This is a genomic window from Bradyrhizobium sp. cir1 (genome assembly GCF_014198245.1).
GTDB lineage: Bacteria > Pseudomonadota > Alphaproteobacteria > Rhizobiales > Xanthobacteraceae > Bradyrhizobium.
Window position 1 is genome coordinate 594,165 of record NZ_JACIHE010000002.1, and the last position, 24,225, is coordinate 618,389.

Sequence of the window (24,225 nt, forward strand, 5' to 3'; positions counted from 1 at the left end):
CGTGCCCCGGAATGACGGGAAGTTCAGCTCTCCCCGAACACGCGCCTGAAGATCGTATCGACGTGCTTGAGGTGATAGCCGAGGTCGAATTGCTCCTCGATCTCGGCGTCGGTGAGATATTTCTTCACCTCAGTGTCCTTCTTCAGGAGCTGGAGGAAGTCGCCATCGCCGCGCCAGACCGGCATGGCGTTGCGCTGCACCAGCTTGTAGGCGTCCTCGCGGCTCGCGCCCTTCTGCGTCAACGCCAGCAGCACGCGCTGGGAGTGGACGAGGCCGCCGAGGCGGTCGAGGTTCTTCTGCATGTTGGCGGGGTAGACCAGGAGCTTGTCGATCAGGCCGGCGAGGCGCACCAGCGCGAAGTCGAGCGTGACGGTCGCGTCCGGGCCCATCATACGCTCGGCCGAGGAGTGCGAGATGTCGCGCTCGTGCCAGAGCACGACGTTCTCCAGCGCCGGCGTCACATAGGCGCGCACCATGCGGGAGAGGCCGGTGAGGTTCTCCGATAGCACCGGGTTGCGCTTGTGCGGCATCGCGGAGGAGCCCTTCTGCCCTTCGGAGAAGAACTCTTCGGCCTCCAGCACCTCGGTGCGCTGCATGTGCCGGATCTCCACCGCGATGCGCTCGATCGAGGAGGCGATCACGCCGAGCGTCGAGAAATACATCGCGTGACGGTCGCGCGGGATCACCTGGGTCGAGATCGGCTCCGGCACGAGGCCCATGGCCTTGGCGACATGCTCTTCGACGCGGGGATCGATCTGCGCAAAGGTGCCGACGGCGCCCGAGATGGCGCAGGTCGCGACCTCTTTCCGTGCCGCGATCAGGCGCTCCTTGGCCCGCGTGAACTCGGCATAGGCATAGGCGAGCTTGAGGCCGAAGGTGACGGGCTCGGCATGGATGCCGTGGCTGCGGCCGATGGTCGGCGTCATCTTGTGCTCGAAGGCGCGCTTCTTCAGCGCAGCCAGCACCTTGTCGAGGTCGGCGAGCAGGAGGTCGGCGGCGCGGGTGAGCTGGACGTTGAGGCAGGTGTCGAGCACGTCGGAGGAGGTCATGCCCTGGTGCACGAAGCGCGCCTCGGGGCCGACGATCTCGGCGAGGTGGGTGAGGAAGGCGATGACGTCGTGCTTGGTCTCGCGCTCGATCTCGTCGATGCGGGCGACGTCGAAGGTGGCGTCCTTGGCCTTGGCCCAGACCGTTTTGGCGGCTTCCTTGGGAATGGTCCCGAGCTCGGCGAGGGCGTCCGCCGCATGCGCCTCGATCTCGAACCAGATCTTGAACCGGGTCTGCGGCTCCCAGATCGAGGCCATTTCGGGACGGGTATAGCGGGGGATCATCTGACGGCTCCAGGAGGTGGGCGGGCGACCGCAAGGGGGCTGCGACCTGCCAAAATGCTTTTTACGCCGTGATTTAACAGAGCGGGCAGGGCGAAACAAACGGTCTGGGCCCCGGGAGCGAGGGATCGCCGAGCCATCCACCGGACCGGCCAGCGGGGGGTGGCGACGCCCGGCCGCAAATATTAACTGTCAATCACGGATCATTGACTGACAGATATTGAAATCTGTCAGCGAGACGTGTATATCCGTTCTCGGACGCTCCGATTGGGCGTCCCGCGGCTATCCTGCCAAGGGAGCCTGAGGTCCGAAAAACCAGCGGATCGAGGGACGAAATTAAGCAGTGGGGGCCGTGGACGAATGGAGACTTGAGACAATGACGACCGAAATCCTCAATTTCACCGGCGCGATTGGGCATTGGCTCAATTTGCTGGTGGCGCGCCAGATCGCGGCGCAGGCTGCAAAACTGCCTCATTAAGGCGAGAGCTTTCCGAAACGACCGGTGAGGGCGCTTCGGAAGCAGCCCTGTCGCCGGATGAACCCTGAACGGGAACAAGGTGCTGGCATGAATGAAGCCGTTATCCTGACGCCGGAGCGGATCCTCGAAGTCACCGAGGACGTCTTGCGGCGCTACGGACTTGCCAAGGCCACCGTGGTCGACGTTGCCCGTGCGCTCGATGTGAGCCACGGCAGCGTCTATCGCCATTTCCCGAGCAAGGCCTCGCTGCGCGAGGCCGTTGCCAAACGCTGGCTGGACCGCATCGATGCGCCGCTGCTGGCGATCGCGAAAGAGCAGGGCCCGGCGCCCGACAGGCTCGACCGCTGGCTGCGCACACTGTTCGCAGCCAAGCGTTCGCGTGTGCTCGACGACCCCGAGATGTTCGAAACTTATCTGACCCTGGCGCGTGAGGCCTGTGCCGCCGTCAAATGTCACAAGGACACCATGATCGACCAGATCGCGGCGATCCTGACCGATGGCGTGAGCCAGGGCGTGTTCGCCGTGGACGACATCAAGGCGACCGCGCGCGCGATCTTCGATGCAACCGTCCGCTTCCACCACCCGGCGCATGCCGACGAATGGAAGGACGCAGACCTGCCGGCGCGTGTCGATGCGACGCTCGCGCTGGTGCTGCGCGGGTTGAAGGCCGCCTAGAACGCGACGCCTGACTTATCCTCTTGCCTTGTGAAGAAGCGCGCTCTCGCGAACGGAGGGCGAGGCGGTTGGGTGCCTGCGCGGGTGAAACGCGCCGTCGGCCGGTACGACCGGCGGGCTCTCCGGATAGGTGTTGACCGCGATCTCGACGACATCCTTTGACCGCTTTCGAAGGCGGTAGAATGTCAGCTCCTGATCGAGCATGGGGCAGCGGAAGTGGATGACGGCCGTATCGGGCAGGCGGCAAAGTTCGTCGATGAGCTCGCCTACGGTAATGATCGGGGGGTGGTCGACTGCCTTGTGATGAGCCTTACTCATGGCGATTTACTCCTCCACTCCGGTCCTAACTGGAGCTGGATAGCCTCCGTTCCATCCCGCCCGGCAGATTCAAGATCCTCAGGTGGTGTGGGGGAAGCGGCAGCCCCGCTGCTAGATCTTCGTCAGCCCGCACGTTGCGGCCAGCCGCACCAGTTGCGCGTCCGTGCGCGCGCCGGTCTTGGTTTTGATGAGGTAATGATAATTCTGCACGGTTTTCACACTCAAATTGAGATGCGTCGCGATCTCTTCGGTGGTGGCGCCGCCGGCGAACTGGCGCAGGATCTCGATCTCGCGCTCGCCCAGCTGGTCCAGCACCGAGCCGGTCGGCGACAGGCTGTCCTCGGCGAGAATGTGCGCGATGTCGTCGCTCATGGCGCGCTCGCCGCGGGCGATGCTGCGGATTGCGTTCACGACCGCGGACGGCTCGCTGCTCTTGGTGACGAAGCCGGAGGCGCCGGCGCTGAAGGCTGACTTCACCAGCACGGCCTCATTGTGCATGGTGAAGACGAGAATACGCGCCCGCGGGCTGCGGGCGCGGATGTTGCGGATGGCCTCCAGCCCGCTGGCGCCGGGCATCGAGATATCCAGCACGACGACGTCAGGGTCGTGCGCCTTGAAGGCGCCGTAGGCATCCGCGGCGTTGTCGGCTTCGGCCACGACATGCAGATCGCCCTGGCTCTCCAGCACGCGTCGGTAGCCTTGTCGGACGATCGGATGGTCGTCGACCAGCAGAACGGAGATGCCTGTTGCCGCGACATCGTTCATGTCGGCCTCACGCGGCGAGCGGGATGGTGGCGGCGACGCTCAGGCCGCGGGTTGCGGGCAGGATCGACAGCGATCCGCCGGCTGCCGCGACGCGCTCGCGGATTCCGGTGAGGCCGAAGCCGGCCGACTGCGCGACGCGCGCGGCATCGCCGCCGCCGTCGTCCTCGACACGGATCAAGAGCGCATCGTCCTCGCCCGCGCGCCGCTCGACGCGCAACGAGATCTCGCGCGCCGCGCTGTGACGCAGCGCGTTGGTCAGGCATTCCTGCGCGACGCGGTAGGCGGTGGTGGCGGCCGGGCCGCTGATGTCAGTGAGATCGCCCCTGAGGTCGAGCTGGATCGTCGGCCGCGCCGTACTGTGCGAGCGCCAGCTGTCGACGAGATTGACGAGGCTGGCCTCGAGCCCGAGCTCCTCCGGCAGCGGATTGCGCAGCCGCTTGAGCGCATCGCGCAGCGAGGCCATCAGATGATGCGTGGCCTGCGAGATCATGCGCGCGTCCTGCGCGATGCCGTTGTCCTTGTTCTGCTTCGCGCTCGCCGTCTCGATGGTGTTGGCGAAGGCGAGGATGGCGGAAAGGTTCTGCCCGAACTCGTCGTGCAGCTCGCGGGCGAGCGCGCGGCGCTCGTCGTCGCGGATCTCGATCAGGCGTCGCGTCAGCGCCGCGCGCTGTTCGGTGGCTTCCTCCAGTCGGCCGCCGAGCTCGCCGACGGCGCCCCCAATCATCGCCAGCTCCATCGAGCGGAAGCGCGGCAGTTTCGTGCGGTACTGTCCGCACGCCATGCGCTGAAGAGCGGTGACGATCGCGCGCGCCGGCGCCAGCGCGTGCGCAATGGCGAGCGAGGCGAGCAGGGCGATCGCCGCTGCCATCAACAGCGCGACATCGATGACGTTGAGGATGTATTCCCAGGCGAGCGAGATCGCGGCAGCCGCATCGGGCGTCGCAACCACCGTGCCGGCGGCTGCGGCGCGCGGACTGACGGGCCGCACCACCTCGGCATGGCTGCCGAGGAAGGTCGGCACGATGGCGGCGAACCAGCGCGGCGGGGTCTTACCCAGCCCTTCGCTCTGGCCGCAGAGCGGCTTCTCGAATGCGGTCGCCGGCTGGAACTCGACGCAGACGCCGGGCGAGATCAGCTTCATCGTCTCCAGCGTGCGCCATTCCGGAACCGGCAGCAAGTGCTCGCGCGCTCTGCTGCTGCGCAACAACAGCTCGTGCCAGTACAGCGCCTGGAGCGCCTGCGCGACCCGCTGCGCCGAGGCCGCGGTCGCCCGGTCAACGCTGCGATAGGCATCGAACGTGGCCCATACCGTCGCGGCGCCCAGGCACAGCGCCACGATGAGGAGCAGACGGGCAACAAGCTGAAGCACGAGGCGCATGCGATCACCCCCGACGTTTGATAGGATCAGCCTAACAACGCCGCCGCGCCTTGCCAATTGCGGGGTATGGCAGGATTGCAGCTCGGGCAAATTTCCCAAGCCGGATTGGGCATGGGTCTTTGGACCGGGCGCGGCGGCTTTGATCTAATCGGGATGGAATCTTTGCAGCCCATCGTTGCGGGCAGGAGCGGTGCAGCATGACTTCGATGACGATTGGACCGATCGCTGGGTCTGCTGCCGACCCGTCCGAGCGCAGTGCGCTTCTGTTCTGGATGATCTTCACGGGGCTGTCGATCTTCGCCGTCGTGCTGCTGTGGCGCTTCGGTCTGATCCACCTGATGCTGACCTCGGACCGCACCTACATTTCGAGCGTGATCGCGGTGCTTTACATCGTCACCTGCGGCCATTGCTTCCTGCGCACGCGGGCGATCGCACGCGAGGGGGCGGCGGCGCGGCGTTGCCGGGCGGCGCTCGCGGCGCCTGACGGCGGCAGGGTGCTCGATGCGCGTGCGACGTCGCTGCCGCGCGGTCTGGTGCGCGATCACATCGAGAGCCTGGTGACGAAGGCTGCGGCGCAGGATTACCGCCCCGTGAATCAGACGCTGCTGTTGCGAACGCTGGCCGATCGCCTGCGCGGCTCCAACGGGTTCGGCGCCTTCGTCTCGGACACGCTGATGAAGCTCGGCCTGCTCGGCACCATCATCGGCTTCATCATCATGCTGGCGCCGATCGCGGGGCTGGATGCCGCCGACAAGGTCGCGATGCGCTCCTCGATGGGCTTGATGAGCGACGGCATGGCGGTCGCGATGTACACGACGCTGGCCGGCCTCGTCGGCTCGATCCTGGTCCGCATCCAGTACTACATGCTGGATGCCGCGACCCAGCGGGTGTTCTCGGATGCGGTGGTGCTGACCGAGACCTATGTGACGCCGGTGCTGGAGCGCAAGAGCTCTGGAATCAAGGGCGCCGGAACGCCGTCATGATGGATGATTTCGGCCTCTATCCGCGCGAGGAGCCGTTCGATCCGCTCGGCGTGATGCTGTTCAAGGCGCTCCAGGTGATCGCCTTCCTGTTCTTCCTCGCGCTGCTCGCGGTGTCCCCGGATGCCAAGGACGGCAAGATCGACTCCAAGGCCGAGTTCATGATCACGCTGGACTGGCCGGACAACCACCCCGACGATCTCGACCTGTTCGTGCAGGATCCCGCCGGCAACATCGCCTGGTATCGCCACCGCGAGGCCGGCTTCCTCACGCTCGACCGCGACGACCGCGGCGGGGCCAACGACTTCATCATGGTCGCCGGCAAGAAGATTGCTTCCCCGATCCGCGAGGAGATCGTCACGGTGCGCGGCATCCTCGCCGGCGAATACACGGTGAATGTCTCGCATTTCGTCGCCACCACCGGCGAGCCTGTGACGGCCAATGTGAAGGTGCAGAAGCTCAATCCGACCGCACAGGTGATCTTCGACAACAAGTTCACGCTCGACCACACCGGCGACGAGAAGACCGCGGTGCGATTCCGCATCGATGCGGAAGGCAAGGTCGTCAACGTCGATCAGCGGCCGAAATCGCTGCTGGAGACCTTCCGCAGCAGCTGGCGCAACGGCGCCGATGTCGATCCGAAGACCCGGGTGAGGGTGCGCCGTGAATAATCTGCAGACGGTCATCGTGACGCTGTCGGTCGCTTACGCCGTCATCGGCGCGCTGCTGCTGGTGGTGCTGGTCTATGCACGGCTGCACTGGTCGCTGAAGGCGGTCGCGGTGATCGTGACCAGCGCCTTCTATGTCGTCAGCTTCACCGAGATGCGCGGGCTGCTCGGCTGGGCCAGCGCCGACCGGCTGCCGGCCACCTTCAAGCTGCTGAAGGCCCGCATCGTCGAGCCGCATTCGCTGGAGGGCGATCCCGGCTCGATCTACCTCTGGGTCGAGGCGCTGGATGAGGACAATCGCCCGAGCGGCATCCCGCGCGCCTTTCGTGTGCCCTACAATGACCGACTGGCCGACAAGACCCATGCCGCGGAGAACGAGATCGCGGCCGGACATCCGCAGGGCGGGCGCGCGGCCGATTTCGGCGGCGGCGACGGCAGCCTGATCGACATGGTCCGGGAATATGTGACGCCGAAGACCATTCTGGAGACCAGCGGCGGCGATTCCTCCACCGGCGAGTTCAATGCCCCGCCCGCCGGTGCCCAAGGCGCGGTGTTCACCCCGATTCCGCCGCCCCGGATGCCGCCGAAGGACGAGCAATAGGCCTTTCACCATCACCGCAGGGCTGCACTGGTAAACGGCCCAGCGCTGGCGCATCTTCTTGACCTCCCTCAATTTGGCCTTATCGGCCTCCAATAAGAATTTGAGGGTGGAGGGTGCGTGCTTCTCGCTGTCTTCTCGGATATCCACGGCAACCGGCAGGCGTTCGAGGCCTGCCTGAAGCTTGCCCGCGCCAAGGGGGCGGAGCGGTTCGTCCTGCTCGGCGACTTCGTCGGCTATGGCGCCGATCCGGAATGGGTGGTGGATACGGCGATGGAGCTGGTCGCGCAGGGGGCCGTCGCTGTGCGCGGCAATCACGACCAGGCGGTCAATTCCTCGACTGAGACCATGAACGCCGAGGCGCAGATCGCGATCGAATGGACCCGCGGCCGGCTCGACGCCGCGCAGCGGCGATTCCTGGCCGAATTGCCGATGCTGGTGGAGGACGGCGACCGCCTGTTCGTGCATTCGGAGGCCTCCAGTCCGCAGCGCTGGCATTACGTTCGCTCGACGGCGGATGCCGCCAAGAGCCTGATCTCGACGCCCGCCCATGTCACCTTTTGTGGCCACATCCACCGTCCGGCGCTCTATTCGATGTCGGTGACGGCGAAGATGTCGAGCCTCGTGCCCAAGACCGACGTCTCGGTGCCGCTGCTGCGCGGACGGCAATGGCTGGCCGTGCTCGGCTCGGTCGGCCAGCCCCGCGACGGCGATCCGTCCGCGGCCTTCGTGCTGTTCGACACGGTGTCGTGCCAGATCACCTATTGCCGGGCGCCCTATGATATCGAGACGGCCGCGAGCCGGATCCGCGAGAATGGCCTGCCGCATTGGCTCGCCGACCGGCTGTCGCAGGGGCGCTAGAGGCCGATGCCGAAACCCCTGGTCAGATCAGGCGCGGTGATCGACGGCTATACCATCGGCGAATGCGTCCATGCCGGCGGCATGGCGACGCTGTGGACCGTCACCCATCCCGGCATCGACGTGCCGCTGCTGATGAAGATTCCGCGGGTGTCGGAGGGCGAGGATCCCGCCGCGATCGTCTCCTTCGAGATGGAGATGATGATCCTGCCGCGGCTGGCGGGGCCGCACGTGCCCACCTGTTTCGGCACAGGCGATTTCGCGCACCAGGCCTATGTCGTGATCGAGCGCATCTCCGGGACCACGCTCTACAAGCGGCTGCCCGACCTGCCGCTGCCGTACGACGAGGCGCGGCAGCTCGTTGCGAAGATCGCGACCGCGCTCGCGGACCTGCACCGGCAGAACGTGATCCATCACGACATCAAGCCGAGCAGCATCATGTTCCGCGATAGCGGCGAGGCGGTGCTGATCGATTACGGCCTGTCGCACCACAACCATCTGCCTGATCTCCTGCAGGAGGAATTCCGCCTGCCTTACGGCACCGCGCCCTACATGGCGCCGGAACGGCTGCTGGGCGTGCGCGACGATCCGCGCAGCGACCTGTTTTCGCTCGGCGTGCTGCTCTATTTCTTCACCACCGGCGAGCGCCCGTTCGGCGAGGGCGAGACGCTGCGCGCGATGCGGCGCCGGCTGTGGCGCGATCCGCATCCGCCGCGCGCGCTACGCGCCGACTATCCGCCCTGGCTCCAGGAGGTGGTGCTGCGGTGTCTGGAGATCGAGCCGGTGTGGCGCTATCCGACGGCATCCCAGCTCGCTTTCGATCTCGCTCATCCCGACCAGGTCAAGCGCACCGCAAGGTCAGAGCGGCTGAAGCGCGATCCGCTCAGCGTCGCCTGGCGGCGGCGCTTTAACCAGGGCGTCATGGCGCCGCGCGCGAAATCGGATGTCGCCGCCCAGATCGCATCGAGCCCCATCTTGGCGGTCGCGCTCGACACGGTGGAGGGCGCGCCGGAGCTGAACGAGGCGCTGCGCATCACCACCGAGCGCATTCTCGCCACGCTGCCCTCGGCGCGGCTTGCCTGCGTCAACGTCCTGAAGCTGAACCGCATCGCAATCGACCGTACCCTGGACGAGCAGGGCTCCAACAAGCATATCGACCGCCTGGTGGCGCTCCGGCATTGGGCGACGCCGCTGAAGCTCGACGAAAGCCGGCTGACGGTTCACGTGCTGGAGGCCGTCGATCCCGCGGCGGCGCTCTTGGAATTCGCTGAGGTCAACCAGATCGACCACGTCATCATCGGCGCGCGGCAGAGCTCGTTCCGTCGCACGCTGCTCGGCAGCGTCTCGGCCAAGGTGGCCTCGGAAGCGGCCTGCACCGTCACCGTGGTGCGGCCGCCGCGGATGGCGGGAGATGCAGAGCCCGGCGAGGCGGCAGGATAGGCCGCGCCTGGTGTTTCGAGGGTGGGATCAGGCCGCGTGGGCGGTGTGGCCGGAGCGCTTGCGGCGGATGGGCCAGGAGAATTGCGGGCCGGGCTCGCCATGGTCCGCGCTGCCGCCAAAATACTGGATGATCTCGCGGCAGGGCTCGCAATTAAACAGGTTACGCGACGCGGATGCCTTGGTCATTTCCTTCAGGCAGTTCGGGCAATGCGGTTTCATGGGATCGTTCCGAAAAAGGAGATCGTCAGTGGTGGCGCTGAGATCCAGGTCCGAATTGTCGAGCCGGGCACCGTCGTCCGGCGTGCCGTCAGTGCGTTCGAACCGACCGAAGAAATAGTCGAGGTTCGGATGCGGGCGCCGCGGAATCCGGCACCTGCGTTTCGTCTGGCGCTTCACGAGGACCGTCTGCATGGGCGTCAGGCCCGGTAGCGGTCGCGGCGGATGTAGCGGGCCGAACGTGCCGGGGCCTCGACCGGTCCGGCCGATGGGCCAAACACGACAAACGCACTGAAACCAATCCACAACGCCACGCCAGTCCAAACCAGGGTCGTCGTCATGATGTGCTCCCGTCAAAAGCCGGCGGGAATCACTTGCAGTGATTTGCACGAATCAGTGAAGCCCGGATGAGTACGGGTGGAAGTTGCAATTTTAGGCATTGCGCGCCGCAGCGCCCGTACAAACTCAGATTTGCGGGCGCCCGCGCCGCCGTCAGATCGCCTCGCCGCGCGCCCCGAGCGCCGCGTTGCGGATCGCAGCGATGTTGGTCTTGTAGGCGTCCTGCGTGCCGCCCCTGAACACGGAGGTGCCGGCGACGAAGGCATTGGCGCCGGCAGCTGCCAGCGGGCCTGCGACGTCGGGGCCGACGCCGCCGTCGACCTCGATGTCGATCGGACGGCCCGCCGTCATCGCGCGGATGTCGCGGATCTTGCTGATCGCGGAAGGAATGAAGGCCTGGCCGCCGAAGCCCGGATTGACCGACATCACCAGCACGAGATCGACAAGGTCGAGGACGTATTCGAGCGCGCTGATGGGCGTTGCCGGGTTGAGCGAGACACCGGCCTTCTTGCCGAGTGCGCGGATGGCCTGGAGCGAGCGGTGCAGATGGGGACCGGCCTCCGCATGCACGGTGATGTGGTCGCAGCCGGCCTTCGCGAAGGCCTCGAGAAAGGGATCGCAGGGCGAGATCATCAGATGCGCGTCGAAGATCTTCTTGGTGTGCGGGCGCATCGCCTTGATGACGTCGGGGCCGTAGGAGATGTTGGGAACGAAATGCCCGTCCATCACGTCGAGATGGATCCAGTCGGCACCGGCGGCGTCCACCGCGCGCACCTCCTCGCCGAGCCTGGAGAAATCCGAGGCCAGGATCGAGGGCGCGATGGCCAGGGGGCGGGGGGTAAAGGCTTGGGTCATGGCGCTGTTTCCCGTGGCGGCCGGACGACGAATGGGCCTCGCCTAACATGGGCCTCCCTGGCGGGCAATGCAGGAGAGGCGCGCTTCCTGTGGGCGGAAATTTCTGCCGTCTGCGGCATGAATTGCCGGAGTTCCCGCGACCTGCGCAGCGTGGTGGATGCGGATTTCATTGAGCTTTTTGCGCTGGCACGACGCTTGCTGACTTCACCTGCAGAACATTGGCCGCGGCATGCCGCATCGGTTGGAGTTGTGCAATGTTGTTCGCCCTTGGTGCCGTATCGACTGCGCTCGACGCGATCCAGTCGCTGACGAACTCGAAATCGTCGTCGTCGACGCAGAAGACGGGATCCGCGCAGAGCGCGCCGACCAATCCGTTCGCGATCGACAACGGCAGCAGCGCGACCAGTGGGACGACCTCGTCGGTCAATGCAGGCAAATATCCGCAGATCTCGCCGGAGACCATGAACGCGCTGTTCGCCGCGCAAAGCCAGTCCTCGGACGGCACCGGCAGCGCGACCAGCTCGACTGCGTCGAGCTCGACGAGCCGGCAGGCGGCGCTCAAGGACCTGTTCTCGCAGATCGATGCCGACGGTGACGGCAGCATCACCAAGTCGGAATTCGAGGACGCGCTCGGTGCCGGCGGCACCAACCTGGCGCAGGCCGATGACGTGTTCTCGAAGCTGGATTCGAATTCGGACGGCAGCGTCAGCCTGGATGAGATGTCGAAGGCGTTGAAGAGTGGTCACAGCGGCCACCATGCCCATGGCGCGGACGGTGCCTCCGGCAGCGGCTCGGATTCCTCGTCGTCGTCGAGCGGCGGATCGACCTCGACCACGACGACCAATGCCGACGGCTCGACCACCACCACGGTCACCTACGCCGACGGCTTCAAGATGTCGACCACGGTGCCGGGCGCCTCCAGGTCCTCCGCCAATTCGGCCTACGATCTGTTCGCGCAGTTGATGCAGCGGCAAGGCGGGCAGGGCCAGGGCGCCTCGGCAACTGCCGGCTCGTCCATGTCGATGAGCGTGTGATTTTTTACCTCGTCCCGCTTGCGGGGCGAGGGAGTGCACCAACGTCGCGGCTATCTGCCGAACCGATCCCTCCACGCCGGTTGCGCGCCGGGGAACGGCAGCGCCGCCGCGCTGTAGACGCCGCGGGCGATCGCGCGCGCGACCACATTGGCTGCGACCGTGCCGAGCTCGGTGAGGCCGGCCAGCGGCTCGATCGGCTTCTCGCCGGTCGCAGCCGCAAACAGCACGTCGCCGTCGGTCGGTGCGTGCACCGGATAGATCGCGCGGGCAAAGCCGGTGTGCGCGATCATCGCCAGCCGCTTGGCCTGGGGTTTGGTCAGCACCGCGTCGGTGACGATGGCGCCGATGGTGGTGTTTTCGCGCGCGGTCGCCGCGGGACCGCCCTTGATGCGCATGCGCAGCATGCCCTCGGTAAACTTGTCGGGCAGGCCGCGTCCGCCGAATTCGCCGCCCACCTCGAACGGCGCCGCCCAGAACCACGGCCCGTCGCCGACGGTGACACTGCCGACCGCGTTGACGGCGACGATCGCCGCGACCTTGACGCCGTCGGGCGTCACGGCCGAGGCAGAGCCGAGCCCGCCCTTGAACGTCGCCGTGGTGGCACCGAGGCCCGCGCCGGCGCTGCCGAGCGCGAAGTCCGTGCCGGCCGCGGCCGCCGCGGCGTAGCCGAGGTCGCGATAGGGCGAGAAGCGTCCCCAGGCCTTGTCGCCGCCATTGAGGAGGTCGAACAGGATCGCGCCCGGCACGATCGGGATCAGCGCTTCGCGAACCCGGTGGCCGCGCCCCTGTTCGGCGAGCCAGGCCTGCACGCCGCCGCCGGTATCGAGGCCAAAGGCGGAGCCGCCCGACAGCGCGATCGCGTCGACGCGCTCGACGGTGTTGGCGAGATCGAGCAGCGCGTCCTCGCGCGTGCCGGGGCCGCCGCCGCGGACGTCGATCGCCGCGACCGCGGGCTGGTCGAAAATGATCGCGGTCGTGCCGGAGGCGACTTTGGCATCCTCGGCATGGCCGACGCGGACGCCGGCGATGTCGGTCAGCAGATTCTTCAAGGTGGCCTCGCGCTCTGAAGGAGTTCGTCTTTGCGATAGCGCAGGGATGCCGCAGGCTCAACTGGCGAGCGCGGTCCTGAGCATCTTGGCAAGCTCGGACTTGCGGTAGGGCTTTGCCAGCAGCAGCACGCCGGAATCGAGCCTGCCGTGATGGACGATGGCATTCTCGGTGTAGCCCGAGGTGAACAGCGTCTTGAGGTCGGGGCGGCGGCGGGCGGCCTCGTCGGCGAGCTGGCGGCCGTTCATGGCGCCCGGCATGATGATGTCGGTGAAGAGCAGGTCGATGTTCTTGTCGGCATCGATGATGGTGAGGGCTTCGGCCGCATTGGCGGCCTCTAGCGCGGCATAGCCGAGGCTCCTGACCTGAGTCACCACATATTGCCGCACCAAGGCGTCGTCCTCGACGATCAGGATCTTCTCGTCGCCGCCGGTAATGGGAACGTTCTGCAGCGCCTCGAATTCGGTCTCCTGCATGCCGGTCGAGCGCGGCAGATAGATCTTCACGCTCGTGCCGTGGCCTTCCTCGCTGTAGATCTTGATGTGTCCGCCGGTCTGCTTGACGAAGCCGAACACCATGCTGAGCCCGAGACCGGTGCCCTTGCCGACCTCCTTCGTCGTGAAGAACGGGTCGAACACCCGATCGATCAGACCGGCCGGAATACCGCTGCCGGTGTCGCTGACCGCGATCATCACGTAATTGCCGGCGGTGACGTCGGGGTTCATGCTGGCATAGCCGTCGTCGAGGAAGACGTTGCGGGTCTCCAGCACCAGGGTGCCGCCATCGGGCATGGCATCGCGCGCGTTCAGCGCCAGATTGAGGATCGCGGTGGAGAGCTGGCCCGGATCGACCAGCGTCGGCCAGGCATCCTCGGTGAGCTGCGGCATGATGGTGATCTGCTCGCCGAGCGTCGGATGCAGGAGCTTGGCGGCCTCGAGCGCCAGCGCATTGACGTCGATCTCGCGCGGCTGGAGCGGCTGCTTGCGGGCAAAGGCGAGCAGATGCTTGGTCAGTTGCGCGCCGCGTTCGGCGGCATCGTCGATCAGCTTGGTGATGGCGGCAAGCTCGGGGCGGTCGGCCACGGCATCCGCCAGGATGCCGATCGTGCCGGTGATGACGGTCAGCACGTTGTTGAAGTCGTGGGCGACGCCGCCGGTGAGCTGGCCGATCGAGTCCATCTTCTGGACCTGCCTGAGCTGGGCCTCGGCAGCCTGCTTCTCGGTGAGGTCGCGGCCGATGAAGAAATGGCGTTTCACGGGCGCGGACCAGGTGCCCATCCAGTTCAGCGTGACCTCGTGACCGTCGCGGTGGTAGTAGCGCGCCTCGAAGCTGCGCTTGACCGCGCCGCGCCGCGCCGCGCGCATCTCGCCCCGGGTCTTTTCGAGGTCGTCAGGGTGGATGAATTCGATCGCGCTGTGCCCGACCATGTCCTCGGGGCTGAAGCCGAGGATGGTCTTCACGCTGGGGCTGACCTGGATGAAATTGCCAAAGCCGTCGGTGACCAGGATCAGGTCCTGCGAGGTCTCGAAGATGCGCTGGCGCTCCTCGATCTCCCGATTGAGAGCCATCTCGGCTCGCTTCCGCTCCGTCACGTCGCGGGCCACCTTGGACGCGCCGATGATCTTGCCGTCGCTTGATCGCAGCGGGACCTGGCTCAGCACCACGTCAATCGGTTGACCGTTCTTGTGCAGCCGCACCGCCTCCAACTGGTCGATGACCTCGCCATTGCGGGTGCGCGCCAGGTTCTCGGCGATGTCTTCACGCTGGTCGTCCGGCATGATGATGTCGATGGAGCGGCCGACCGCCTCGCTTGCGGAGTAGCCGAAGACGCGCTCGGCCGCGTGGTTCCAGGTCGTGATCGTGCCGTCGAGCGACTTGGTGATGATGGCGTCGTTGGAGGATTCGACGACGGCGGTGAACAGCCGCTCGCGCTCGGCGTGATAGTCGCGCTCGGCGTCCGATCGGCGTTTCAATGCGCCGACCATGCCCGCGGTCTGGGCCTGGAGGCGGACGTTCTCGATCAGGAGCACCGCGAGCACGAATGTCGCCGAGCAGAGGCCATAGAGGCGGCCGACATAGAAGCCGAGATCGAAGCGCGCGACGTTCACGATCGCCGAGAGCGCGATGTCGAACAGCCAGGCGCACATCACGACCATGAGCCAGATGTCGATCACGGAATGCGGCTTGCGAAACCACAGCGAGACGAGTGCAGCAAAGCTCAGCGACCACACGAAGGACACGACGCCGATCATGGTCGGCGTGTAGCTGCCGTCGCGCAGCAGGACCGGGAGCAGGTCGTGCTGGGCGGTGACGATCCAGGCGAAGACGGCCATGGCGGCGATGACGCCGAACACGATGGTGCAGATCGCGCCGGCGGTCGTGCCGCGAATCCTGGCGCCGCCATCGGCCTCCTTCAACCAGGCATAGCCCAGCACGCAGAGCGGGAAGCCGGCGTGCCAGATCATGTAGAGCCAGACCGTGGTCTGCCGGCCCGCGCCGAAAAGCCCGGTCGGGGTGAACAGGCCGGGGAAGGTGAGGGCATGGACCACCGCGGCGGCGGCGGTGAACAGGTAGCCGGTCGCGAGCCACAGCAGCGCGCGGGTCCGCAAGACCGAAAACTGCGACAGCAGCAGCACCGCGGTGATGACGTCGCTGACGGCAAGGGCGGACTGATAGCTCGCGACAAAGGCTGGAACGGGCAGGAGCGGGACACCTGCGAAGGGGACGGCCAGCGCGAACAGGATCGCGGACACGCCGACAATCGCCAATGCGGCGGTGCGGTCGGTCGAGGTGGCCGGCAGGGTCGAAAGGAATGTGCTTCGGTCGATCGTTGCGGGCACGTCCACCTCTCGCAGACCGGTCTTCGCCATCGTCATCGACGTCATTCGGATAGCCGTGGGCCAGCTTTATGGTAGCGGGTTATAGGCTCGTAGCCTGTATCGTTTGTGGTCGCGATTCAACCGAAGGTTACAGCTTACTTAATCTTGGTGGGACCACGGAATAGGGGCCGGGTAAGATGCGCTTTACTGGGCGGTGTCATAATGCCCTTCCGCCGTCGTGGGTTCCAGGTTTGAATCATTCGATTTGATCTCATCCGGGAGTTGTTCCCTATGCCCCGCGTTCTCATCATCGACGACCAGAAGGACGTCCGCGCGATGGTCGCGATCGTTCTCCGGGTCAATCGTTTCGAGGTCGTGGAGGCCGAAAGCGGCGCGGCCGGGCTGAAAGCCTTCGCGGAAAGCCCGTGTGACGCGGCAATCGTCGATATCTTCCTTGGCGACACCAGCGGCGTCGACGTCATCGCCAGCCTGCGCGAGCTTGCGCCGGGACTCCCCGTCATTGCGGTGTCCGGGATGACGGCGCTGGATTTCCTGGACCAGGCGCCTCACCTCGCCAATGTGGCCTGCCTGCAGAAGCCGTTTCGGCCGAACGACCTCCTGCAGGCGCTGCGGAAGGCCCAGGCCGACGCGGGCGGGGAGCTGCCCGCAGCCGTCTGACTGTGGTGCAAGAAGAAACGCCCCGGGGTAAGCCGGGGCGTGGTGAGGGTTGGATGGCAGCCTGAGGCCCGGCAAGCGCGTTAGGTGCCGTTGCCCTTGATCTCGGCGTAGCTGCCCTTGGCATCCCACTTGTAGACGACGTAATCGATCTGCTTGATGTCGCCCTTGGCGTCATACTCGATCGGGCCGATCACGGTGTCCCACTTGCCGGCCTTCATCGCTTCCATGACCTTCTTGGCGTCGGTGGTGCCCGCCTTCTTGGCCGCCTGCGACCACACCTGCATCGCCGCATAGGTGTAGAGCGTATAGCCTTCGGGGTCGATGTTCTTGGCCTTGAAGGCATCGACGATCTTCTTGGCGGTCGGCTTGTTGCGCGGATCGGGGCCGAAGGTGAACAGGGTGCCTTCGCCGGCGGGGCCGGTGATGGAGGCGTACTCCTTGTCGGCGAGCGCGTCGCCGGCCATCAGCACCGTCTTGAGGCCCTGGTCGCGCATCTGGCGCAGGATCAGGCCGCTCTCCTGATGGTAGCCGCCGACATAGACGAGGTCGATGTTGTCGCGCTTCAGGCGCGAGACGATCGCGTTGAAGTCCTTGTCGCCCTTGTTATAGGACTCGTACATCTTCTCGGTGATGCCGGCCTTGTTGAGCGCCTTCTTGGTCTCGTCCGCAAGACCCTTGCCGTAGGTGGTCTTGTCGTTGAGAATCGCGATGTTCTTGCCCTTGAAGTTCTTGGCGATGTACTGCGCCGCGATCAGGCCCTGCTGATCGTCACGGCCGCAGACGCGCGCCACGTTCCAGAGCTTGCGCTCGGTGAAGAGCGGGTTGGTCGAGGCCGGGGTGATCTGAAGGACGTTGCCGTCCGCGTAGGCCTCGGAGGCGGGGATCGACGACGACGAGCAATAGTGCCCGGCGACGAAGGGCATCTTGGCGCCGGCGATCTTCTCGGCGATCGAGCGTGCCTGCTTCGGGTCGCAGGCATCGTCCTCGACGGAGAGCGCAAGCTTCTTGCCGTTGACGCCGCCGGCGGCGTTGATATCGGCCACCGCCATCTCGGCGCCGTTCTTCATCTGGCGGCCGAAGGCGGATTCGCCGCCGGTCATCGGGCCTGCGACTGCGATGGTGACATCCTGCGCGAATGCCGCGCTCGACAGCGCGATCGACGCGCCGAATGCCAGACCGATGAGCTTCAGTGATTTCATGAGATACCTCGCGGGTGGTCGCCTGTGGAAGTCGCCGGGCATGCCCGGTCCAAACCGGTGCCATTCTTGAATGAAATCGAGGAGAAGTCACCGGCAAAATACGGGCATTGGCGGAGATATCTCGCCACATTGCGCTGCATAAGGCGGCGCTCAGCCGTGCCGACCGCCTTCCAGATAGGCGGCGCGAATCTCAGGGCGCTGCAGCAACTCGGCGCCGGTCCCGGCCAGCGTGATCAGGCCATTGACCATGACATAGCCGCGGTGGGCGAGCTTGAGCGCATGGTTGGCGTTCTGCTCGACGATCAGGACGGTCAGGCCGTCCTGCCGGTTCAGGGTGCGGATCGCGTCGAAGATCTGGCGGGCGATCAGCGGCGCGAGCCCGAGCGAGGGCTCGTCGAGCAGGAGCAGGCGGGGACGGCTCATCAAGGCACGGCCGATCGCCAGCATCTGCTGCTCGCCGCCGGACAGGGTTCCGCCGCGCTGGGCGTAGCGTTCCTTCAGCCGTGGAAACAGCGTGAAGACACGCTGGAGCGTCGCCTCGCGCTCCGCCTCGGTGCATCCCGTGGCATCGGCCCCCATCTGGAGGTTTTCCGCCACGCTCATGCGCGGGAAGATGCGGCGGCCCTCCGGCGATTGCGCGATGCGCAAATGCGCGATCTCATGGGTCGGGACGTCGGTGATGTCGCGGCCTTCGTACAGGATCTGGCCGGCGCGGGCCCGCGGCTTGCCGAAGATCGTCATCATCAGCGTCGACTTGCCGGCGCCGTTGGCGCCGATCAGCGCCACGATCTCGCCGGCATTGATCTCGACGTCGACGCCCTTCAGCGCCTCGATCTTGCCGTAGGCGGCGCGCAGGGACCGGATCGCGAGCAGGGGAGTGGGGGCCGCCGTCACGTCCCGCCCTCCATCACGGCCGCGGCCTCATCCTCGTCGGTGCCGAGATAGGCGGCGATCACCTTGGGATCGTCGCGGACCTCGCGCGGCGTGCCTTGCGCGATCTTCACCCCGTGGTCCATCACCACGATGTGGTCGGAGATCTCCATCACCACCGACATGTCGTGCTCGATCAGCAGGATCGAGGTGCCGAGCTCGTTGCGGATCGAGAGCAGCAGCTCGCTCAAGGCGGCGCTCTCCCGCGCATTGAGGCCGGCGGCGGGCTCGTCCAGGCACAGCAGCGCAGGCTCGGTGCACATCGCCCGCGCGATCTCGAGCCGGCGCTGGTCGCCATAGGCGAGGTTGCCGGCGGCGTCGTCGGCGCGGTCGAGCAGGTTGACGCGCCTCAGCCAGTCGGTGGCGAGATCGATCGCGTGCTTCTCGGCGTCCCGGTACACGGGCGCGCCGACGAGGCCGAGCAGGGTGAAGCCGGAGGCGCGCATCAAGGCGTTGTGCTGCGCCACCATCAGGTTCTCCAGCGCGGTCATGCCGGGAAACAGGCGGATGTTCTGGAAGGTGCGCGCGACCTTGGCCTGCTTGGCGATGCGGAAATCGTTCAGCCGCTCCAGCGCGATGACCCGGCCGTCGTCATGGGCGAGGCGGATGGTGCCGCCGCTCGGCTTGTAGAAGCCGGTGATGCAGTTGAACACGGTGGTCTTGCCGGCGCCGTTCGGCCCGATCAGCGCGGTGATCTTCTTCCGCTCGGCGGCGAAGGAGAGGTCCTGCACGGCGACGATGCCGCCGAAGCGCATGGTCAGCCGGTCGACGCCAAGAATCTTATCGCTAGTCTTGTCGCCGCTCATCCGTGCCCTTCCTTGACGAGGTCGGAGGAGATCGCCTGCGCCTTGGTCAGATACACGGTCGGGGCACGATGGCCGATCAGGCCGCGCGGTCGCCATATCATGATCAGCACCATGGCCATGCCGAACACCAGCATGCGATAGGTCTCAAGCCCGCGGAACAGCTCGAAGCCGCCGATCATGGCGAGTGCGGCGAGCGCGACGCCGAGCTGCGAGCCCATGCCGCCGAGCACGACGATGGCGAGCACCAGCGCCGATTCCTGGAAGGTGAAGGATTCCGGGCTGATGAAGCCCTGCCGGGTGGCGAAGAACGCCCCCGCAAAGCCGCCGAACATGGCACCGGTCGCGAACGCGGTGAGCTTCGTCGTCGTGGTGTTGATGCCGAGCGCGCGGCAGGCGACCTCGTCCTCGCGTAGCGCCTCCCAGGCGCGGCCGATCGGCAGGCGGCGCAGGCGGATCGTCACCCAGTTGGTGAGCAGCGCCAGCGCCAGGATCACGTAGAACAGGAAGACGATGCGGTGGGTCGACGAGTACTCGATGCCGAGTTTTGCTGCTAACCCGTCATCACTGTTGTCGAGCGGAATGCCGAAGAAGGTGGGACGGGGAATGCCGGAGACGCCGTTGGGACCACCGGTCAGGCTCTGCCAATTGATGATGACGAGGCGGATGATCTCGCCGAAGGCCAGCGTCACGATGGCGAGGTAGTCGCCGCGCAGCCGCAGCACGGGAAAGCCGAGCAGCACGCCCCAGAACGCGGCGAGGATGCCGGCGAGCGGCAGGCAGATCCAGAACGACCAGCCGAAATTGGTGGCGAGCAGGCCGTAGGAATAGGCGCCCACCGCATAGAAGGCGACATAGCCGAGATCGAGCAGGCCGGCGAGGCCGACCACGACGTTCAATCCCCAGCCCAGCATGACATAGGTGAGCACGAGGATGGCGAGGTCGAGGATGTAGCGCTGGTTATAGAAGATGACAGGCACCAGCAGGGTGAAGATCAGCAGCGCGGGCGCGAGATAGCGGCCGACGAACGACAGGCCGCTTTGCACCGCCGGCGGCACCAGCTTCTCGGTTCCGGTCGGGCCGATCCATTGCCTGAGCAGCTCGATCACGATCGAGCCGCCGAACACGGCTGCGACGAGGGAAGCGAGCTCGCCAAAACGCGTCCAGTAGGTGAGCTGGCCGTCGGAGCCCGCCTCGGTGCGGATGCCGATCATCAGCGAGAACAGCACCAGCGCGATCGCAGCGTTGATGAAGGCGGTCTTGAGGAGGGCAGGGATGCCCGTTGCAGGTTTGGCTGTATTGATCGAGGGAGCCGTCACGCGCGCGACCGTCAGACTTTTTCGACTTCGGGACGGCCGAGCAGGCCGGTCGGCATGAAGATCAGCACGACGATCAGGATCGAAAACGCCGCGACGTCCTTGTATTCGACCGAGAAATAGGCCGACCAGAACGTCTCGATCAAGCCGATCGCAAGACCCCCGAGCATGGCACCCGGCAGCGAGCCGATGCCGCCGAGCACGGCGGCGGTGAACGCCTTGATGCCGGCGACGAAGCCCATGAAGAAGTCGACCAAGCCGTAATAGAGCAGGTACATCAGGCCGGCGACCGCGGCGAGCGCCGCGCCGATCACGAACGTCATGGAGATGGTGCGGTCGACGTCGACGCCGAGCAGCGCCGCCATGGTCTGGTCCTGCTCGCAGGCGCGCATGTCGCGCCCGAGCCGGGTGCGCGACACCAGCCAGGTGAAGATCGCCAGCAGCACGATGGTGGTGATGACCACCATGATCTGGATGTTGGAGAGCTGGATGACGAAGCCGTCCGTGCTCTCATGCAAGGTGTAACCTCCGGTGATGAAGGGCGGGATCGGCTTGACCCGGGCGCCCTGCGCCACCTGCGAATAATTTGTCAGCACGAAGGACATGCCGATCGCCGACAGCATCGGCGCGAGGCGGAAAGAATGGCGCAGCGGCCGGTAGGCGATCCGCTCGATGGTCCAGCCGTAGAGCGCGGTGATCGCCATCGACACCAGCAGCACGACGAGCAGGATCACGGGGATCGCGGTGAGGCCGAGCGAAACCAGGATCAGGAAGGTGATCAGGGCGATGAAGCCGCCGATCATGAAGACGTCGCCATGGGCGAAGTTGATCATGCCGACGATGCCGTAGACCATCGTGTAGCCGATCGCGATCAGGCCGTAGATGGAACCGAGCACGAGGCCGTTGATGAACTGCTGGGCGAAATAATCCATAGGCTGCCGTTACCAAACCTGACGTGGCTCAAAGGGAGCTCTTCGAGAGAGAGTGCTTGAGTTTCTTCTCGGGCCCCGGCAGCCCTTGAGCGTTCTGCTGGTTTTGTAACAGGAGGGAACTGGCCGCCGCAACAGCTCACGCCTCGGCAGAAGGTCTTGTACAGAGGTCATTTTTCGTTTCCGGGTTCCGCACCTGCGAGGAACCGGGTTCCCAGGGCAACCAAAGTCGGGGTCGGCCGTTATCACCGTTCTCTGACGTCCAACAAGGGAGTTTCCCCCGATGACGAAGCAGCAGAACCAGAATCCGGGTCAGCAGAGTCAGAACCCCGGCCAGCGCAACCCGCAGCAGCAGGGCGGCGGCCAGAAACCCGGACAGCAGCAGCAGGACCCGATGCGCCAGGGCGAGCGGCCAGGCCAGCAGCAGGGTGGCCAGCGCAGCCAGGACGAATAGTTTGGGAGCCCAGGGAGTGAAGGGAGGCCCCGCCACAAGGCGGGGCCTTTTTTCTTTTGAAGTACGATCCATCCACGCCGTCATTCCGGGGCGGCTCGAAGAGCCGAACTATGGTGCGCAATTGCGCACCTGAGAATCTCGAGATTCCGGGTTCAATGCTGCGCATTGCCCCGGAAGGACGGTGTGGGTCAGCCCAGTTAAGGTAAACGAAGGGTTTAAATTGCCGCCACAGTCTGATGCGAGTTAGCTCCCGGCAAAGCCTTCCCCTCGAAGGCGATGGCAGGCGAAGCGGGTAGCGGCATGTTCAGGAATTGGCGGATCGGTTCGGTCAATGGCGCGCTGCTGGCGGCCTATTTCATCCCGGCCTGGGCGCTGGTCGCCTTCAATATCTTTGTCGCACCGGTCCACGGCCTCTACGAGCGGCCAAGCGTCGCGGTGGCGCTGTTCCTCAGCGATCATCTCCAGATGGCGGGGATGGACACGGTGCGTGCCGCCTGGCTGCTGGCGCTGGGACGGCTGACCGTCGTGGCGTTCTTTGCGATCTACCTCGCGCTATTGTGCATTCCCCGGACCCGCAGGAACGGCGGCAGTGACGAGGCGCTCGCCATTGCGCTCGTGATCGGCAGCCTGATCTCGTTTGCCAGCATGGTCATGGCCTCGAAGGTCGGCGAGATGGCCGCCCTCCGCCTGCATGCCACCGAGCTTCTGCTGCTGCTGGGGGCCGCGATCGTCCTGGTGATCGAGCGGCCGGAGGCGCCACCCAAGGCCGTCGAGGCCGCCGCGCCGCCAAATCTTGAGCCGCTAGGTCTTGAGCCGCTAGGTCTTGAGCAGGCCGAGCTCCTGCACAATCGCTGAGGCTTCCTTGACGGCGTGGTTCGCCGCCGGCACGCCGCAATAGATCGCCTGCTGCAGCAGGATTTCCTTGATGTCATCGGGCGTGAAGCCGCCCTCGGCGAGCGCCGCGCGCACGTGCAGGCGGAATTCGTCCCATTGCCCGAGCGCGACCATGGTGCCGATCACGAGCACCCGCCGCGTGCGCTCGTCGAAATGCGGCCGCGTCCAGATCTCGCCCCAGGCGTAGCGCGTGATCAGGTCCTGGAAATCGGTGTTGAAGGCATTGCGGTTGGCAATCGACTTGTCGACCCAGGCATTGCCCAGCACCTTTCGGCGCACGTTCATGCCGGCATCGCGGCGCTTCTGGTCGTCCATGGTGTTTCTCCAGTGAGTCATTCCGGGGCCCTCGAAGAGGCGAACCCGGAATCTCGAGGTTGTGAATGCCGATCGAGATTCCGGGTTCGATGCTTTGCATCGCCCCGGAATGACGATGGGCGCGATCAGCGCTGCGTCAAGAAGCCCACCACCGCATCCGTGAACGCGTGCGGCTGCTCGACGTTGGAAATGTGCGCGGCGTCGATGATGGTCATGCTGGCGCCGGGAATGTTGGAGCGGATCAGTTCGGCCGCCGAGATCGGCGTCGCCATGTCGTGACGGCCGGCGATCACCAGCGTCGGGCTCTTGATCTTCTGCAGCAGCGCGCGCTGGTCGAGCGTCGACAGCGCCTCGCAGCAGGCGAGATAGCCTTCGACGGGCGAGGCCAGCAGCATCGCCTTCATCTTCGCAGTGACCTCGGGCTCGCGCTCGCGGAAATCGGCCGTCAGCCATCCCGCGATGACGGCATCGGCCACCGCCGCGATGCCACCCTTCTTCACCGCGTCGATGCGTTCCAGCCATTTGGTCGGTTCGGCATAATAGCAGGAGGTGTTGGCGAGGATCAGCTTGCCGAACCTTTCAGGCGCGTTGGCGCCCAGCCATTGCCCGACCATGCCGCCCATCGACAGGCCGCACCAATGCACCTTCTCGATGTTGAGGTCGTCGAGGATCGCGAGCACGTCGCGGCCGAACCGCTCCATCGTGTAGGGGCCGGGCGGAACGTTGGACTTGCCATGGCCGCGCCGGTCGTAGCGGATGACGCGGAACACCTGCGTCAGCGCCTTCATCTGCGGCTCCCACATCTGCAGCGTGCAGCCGAGCGAGTTGGAGAGCATCAGGGTCGGCCCGCCGTCGCGGCCCTCGACGGAGACGTTGAGCAGGCAACCGTCGGCATCGATCATGGGCATGCG

At 65.8% G+C, this 24,225-nt stretch carries 26 protein-coding genes; 10 read left to right on the forward strand and 16 right to left on the reverse strand.

Going from position 1 to position 24,225, the window contains the following annotated elements; translation table 11 throughout:
* Window positions 1-23: 23 nt before the first annotated feature.
* Window positions 24-1,331, reverse strand: a complete 1,308-nt coding sequence (gene purB / locus GGD63_RS07310; RefSeq protein ID WP_183240373.1) for an adenylosuccinate lyase — start codon at window positions 1,329-1,331, stop codon at window positions 24-26.
* Between the two features lie 562 nt (window positions 1,332-1,893).
* Here purB and GGD63_RS07315 point away from each other — a divergent pair.
* The gene (locus GGD63_RS07315; protein WP_183240375.1) at window positions 1,894-2,481 is read left to right on the forward strand and encodes a TetR family transcriptional regulator; all 588 of its coding nucleotides are present in this window, start codon (window positions 1,894-1,896) and stop codon (window positions 2,479-2,481) included.
* Window positions 2,482-2,496: 15 nt separating this feature from the next.
* Here the strand turns inward: GGD63_RS07315 and GGD63_RS07320 are convergent, their stop codons facing one another.
* The 3 genes from GGD63_RS07320 to GGD63_RS07330 all read right to left on the reverse strand — a co-directional run bounded on the left by GGD63_RS07320 (window position 2,497) and on the right by GGD63_RS07330 (window position 4,942).
* The gene (locus GGD63_RS07320; RefSeq protein ID WP_183240377.1) at window positions 2,497-2,799 is read right to left on the reverse strand and encodes a hypothetical protein; all 303 of its coding nucleotides are present in this window, start codon (window positions 2,797-2,799) and stop codon (window positions 2,497-2,499) included.
* A gap of 111 nt (window positions 2,800-2,910) precedes the next feature.
* On the reverse strand, window positions 2,911-3,564 hold the full coding sequence (locus tag GGD63_RS07325; protein ID WP_183240378.1) for a response regulator transcription factor: 654 nt from the start codon (window positions 3,562-3,564) through the stop codon (window positions 2,911-2,913).
* Between the two features lie 7 nt (window positions 3,565-3,571).
* Window positions 3,572-4,942 (reverse strand): sensor histidine kinase, encoded by a 1,371-nt coding sequence (locus GGD63_RS07330; protein ID WP_183240380.1) that lies wholly within the window; start codon window positions 4,940-4,942, stop codon window positions 3,572-3,574.
* A gap of 197 nt (window positions 4,943-5,139) precedes the next feature.
* Here GGD63_RS07330 and GGD63_RS07335 point away from each other — a divergent pair, with 197 nt between their 5' ends.
* From GGD63_RS07335 to GGD63_RS07355, 5 genes are all read left to right on the forward strand, one after another.
* Complete coding sequence (locus GGD63_RS07335; RefSeq protein WP_183240382.1) at window positions 5,140-5,925, forward strand: MotA/TolQ/ExbB proton channel family protein; 786 nt, start codon at window positions 5,140-5,142, stop codon at window positions 5,923-5,925.
* On the forward strand, window positions 5,922-6,593 hold the full coding sequence (locus GGD63_RS07340) for a hypothetical protein (protein WP_183240384.1): 672 nt from the start codon (window positions 5,922-5,924) through the stop codon (window positions 6,591-6,593). The genes GGD63_RS07335 and GGD63_RS07340 overlap by 4 nt, the downstream gene beginning before the upstream one ends.
* Window positions 6,586-7,191, forward strand: coding sequence for a hypothetical protein (locus GGD63_RS07345; RefSeq protein WP_183240385.1), 606 nt, complete (start codon window positions 6,586-6,588; stop codon window positions 7,189-7,191). Before GGD63_RS07340 ends, GGD63_RS07345 begins: the two co-directional genes overlap by 8 nt.
* Before the next feature lie 117 nt (window positions 7,192-7,308).
* Window positions 7,309-8,049: a metallophosphoesterase gene (locus tag GGD63_RS07350; protein WP_183240387.1), complete on the forward strand. Its 741-nt coding sequence runs from the start codon at window positions 7,309-7,311 to the stop codon at window positions 8,047-8,049.
* 6 nt (window positions 8,050-8,055) lie between these two features.
* Entirely contained in the window at window positions 8,056-9,486 is a 1,431-nt protein-coding gene (locus GGD63_RS07355) for a bifunctional serine/threonine-protein kinase/universal stress protein (protein WP_183240389.1), read from the forward strand.
* A gap of 27 nt (window positions 9,487-9,513) precedes the next feature.
* Here the strand turns inward: GGD63_RS07355 and GGD63_RS40080 are convergent, their stop codons facing one another.
* From GGD63_RS40080 to rpe, 3 genes are all read right to left on the reverse strand, one after another.
* Complete coding sequence (locus tag GGD63_RS40080; protein WP_246785380.1) at window positions 9,514-9,897, reverse strand: hypothetical protein; 384 nt, start codon at window positions 9,895-9,897, stop codon at window positions 9,514-9,516.
* 5 nt (window positions 9,898-9,902) lie between these two features.
* A complete protein-coding gene (locus tag GGD63_RS07365) occupies window positions 9,903-10,043 on the reverse strand; it encodes a hypothetical protein (protein WP_183240390.1) in 141 nt (46 codons plus the stop codon).
* 151 nt (window positions 10,044-10,194) lie between these two features.
* Entirely contained in the window at window positions 10,195-10,896 is a 702-nt protein-coding gene (gene rpe / locus GGD63_RS07370) for a ribulose-phosphate 3-epimerase (protein WP_183240392.1), read from the reverse strand.
* Between the two features lie 254 nt (window positions 10,897-11,150).
* Here rpe and GGD63_RS07375 point away from each other — a divergent pair, with 254 nt between their 5' ends.
* Window positions 11,151-11,930 (forward strand): EF-hand domain-containing protein, encoded by a 780-nt coding sequence (locus tag GGD63_RS07375; protein WP_183240394.1) that lies wholly within the window; start codon window positions 11,151-11,153, stop codon window positions 11,928-11,930.
* A gap of 50 nt (window positions 11,931-11,980) precedes the next feature.
* Here the strand turns inward: GGD63_RS07375 and GGD63_RS07380 are convergent, their stop codons facing one another.
* The gene (locus GGD63_RS07380) at window positions 11,981-12,979 is read right to left on the reverse strand and encodes a P1 family peptidase (protein ID WP_183240396.1); all 999 of its coding nucleotides are present in this window, start codon (window positions 12,977-12,979) and stop codon (window positions 11,981-11,983) included.
* A gap of 57 nt (window positions 12,980-13,036) precedes the next feature.
* Entirely contained in the window at window positions 13,037-15,862 is a 2,826-nt protein-coding gene (locus tag GGD63_RS07385) for a PAS domain S-box protein (RefSeq protein ID WP_183240397.1), read from the reverse strand.
* A 225-nt stretch (window positions 15,863-16,087) separates the two neighbouring features.
* On the opposite strand from GGD63_RS07385, the gene GGD63_RS07390 reads away from it, so the two are divergent.
* Window positions 16,088-16,474, forward strand: a complete 387-nt coding sequence (locus GGD63_RS07390; protein ID WP_183240399.1) for a response regulator — start codon at window positions 16,088-16,090, stop codon at window positions 16,472-16,474.
* 80 nt (window positions 16,475-16,554) lie between these two features.
* Here GGD63_RS07390 and GGD63_RS07395 read toward each other — a convergent pair whose 3' ends face one another.
* From GGD63_RS07395 to GGD63_RS07415, 5 genes are all read right to left on the reverse strand, one after another.
* The gene (locus tag GGD63_RS07395) at window positions 16,555-17,673 is read right to left on the reverse strand and encodes a branched-chain amino acid ABC transporter substrate-binding protein (protein WP_183240401.1); all 1,119 of its coding nucleotides are present in this window, start codon (window positions 17,671-17,673) and stop codon (window positions 16,555-16,557) included.
* A 150-nt stretch (window positions 17,674-17,823) separates the two neighbouring features.
* On the reverse strand, window positions 17,824-18,567 hold the full coding sequence (locus GGD63_RS07400) for an ABC transporter ATP-binding protein (RefSeq protein WP_183240402.1): 744 nt from the start codon (window positions 18,565-18,567) through the stop codon (window positions 17,824-17,826).
* Window positions 18,564-19,409 carry an ABC transporter ATP-binding protein gene (locus tag GGD63_RS07405; protein WP_183240404.1) on the reverse strand — a complete coding sequence of 282 codons (846 nt, stop codon included), beginning with the start codon at window positions 19,407-19,409 and terminating at the stop codon, window positions 18,564-18,566. The genes GGD63_RS07400 and GGD63_RS07405 overlap by 4 nt, the downstream gene beginning before the upstream one ends.
* Window positions 19,406-20,725 carry a high-affinity branched-chain amino acid ABC transporter permease LivM gene (gene livM / locus GGD63_RS07410; RefSeq protein ID WP_312013103.1) on the reverse strand — a complete coding sequence of 440 codons (1,320 nt, stop codon included), beginning with the start codon at window positions 20,723-20,725 and terminating at the stop codon, window positions 19,406-19,408. The genes GGD63_RS07405 and livM overlap by 4 nt, the downstream gene beginning before the upstream one ends.
* 11 nt (window positions 20,726-20,736) lie before the next feature.
* Window positions 20,737-21,654 (reverse strand): ABC transporter permease subunit, encoded by a 918-nt coding sequence (locus GGD63_RS07415; RefSeq protein ID WP_183240405.1) that lies wholly within the window; start codon window positions 21,652-21,654, stop codon window positions 20,737-20,739.
* A 280-nt stretch (window positions 21,655-21,934) separates the two neighbouring features.
* Here GGD63_RS07415 and GGD63_RS07420 point away from each other — a divergent pair, with 280 nt between their 5' ends.
* Window positions 21,935-22,105: a hypothetical protein gene (locus GGD63_RS07420; RefSeq protein WP_183240407.1), complete on the forward strand. Its 171-nt coding sequence runs from the start codon at window positions 21,935-21,937 to the stop codon at window positions 22,103-22,105.
* A 300-nt stretch (window positions 22,106-22,405) separates the two neighbouring features.
* Window positions 22,406-22,960, forward strand: a complete 555-nt coding sequence (locus GGD63_RS07425; protein WP_183240408.1) for a hypothetical protein — start codon at window positions 22,406-22,408, stop codon at window positions 22,958-22,960.
* Here the strand turns inward: GGD63_RS07425 and GGD63_RS07430 are convergent.
* Together GGD63_RS07430 and pcaD are read right to left on the reverse strand one after the other, a co-directional pair.
* A complete protein-coding gene (locus tag GGD63_RS07430; protein ID WP_024340834.1) occupies window positions 22,922-23,314 on the reverse strand; it encodes a carboxymuconolactone decarboxylase family protein in 393 nt (130 codons plus the stop codon). The genes GGD63_RS07425 and GGD63_RS07430 overlap by 39 nt on opposite strands.
* 125 nt (window positions 23,315-23,439) lie before the next feature.
* Window positions 23,440-24,222, reverse strand: a complete 783-nt coding sequence (pcaD, locus tag GGD63_RS07435) for a 3-oxoadipate enol-lactonase (RefSeq protein ID WP_183240410.1) — start codon at window positions 24,220-24,222, stop codon at window positions 23,440-23,442.
* Window positions 24,223-24,225: the final 3 nt, after the last annotated feature.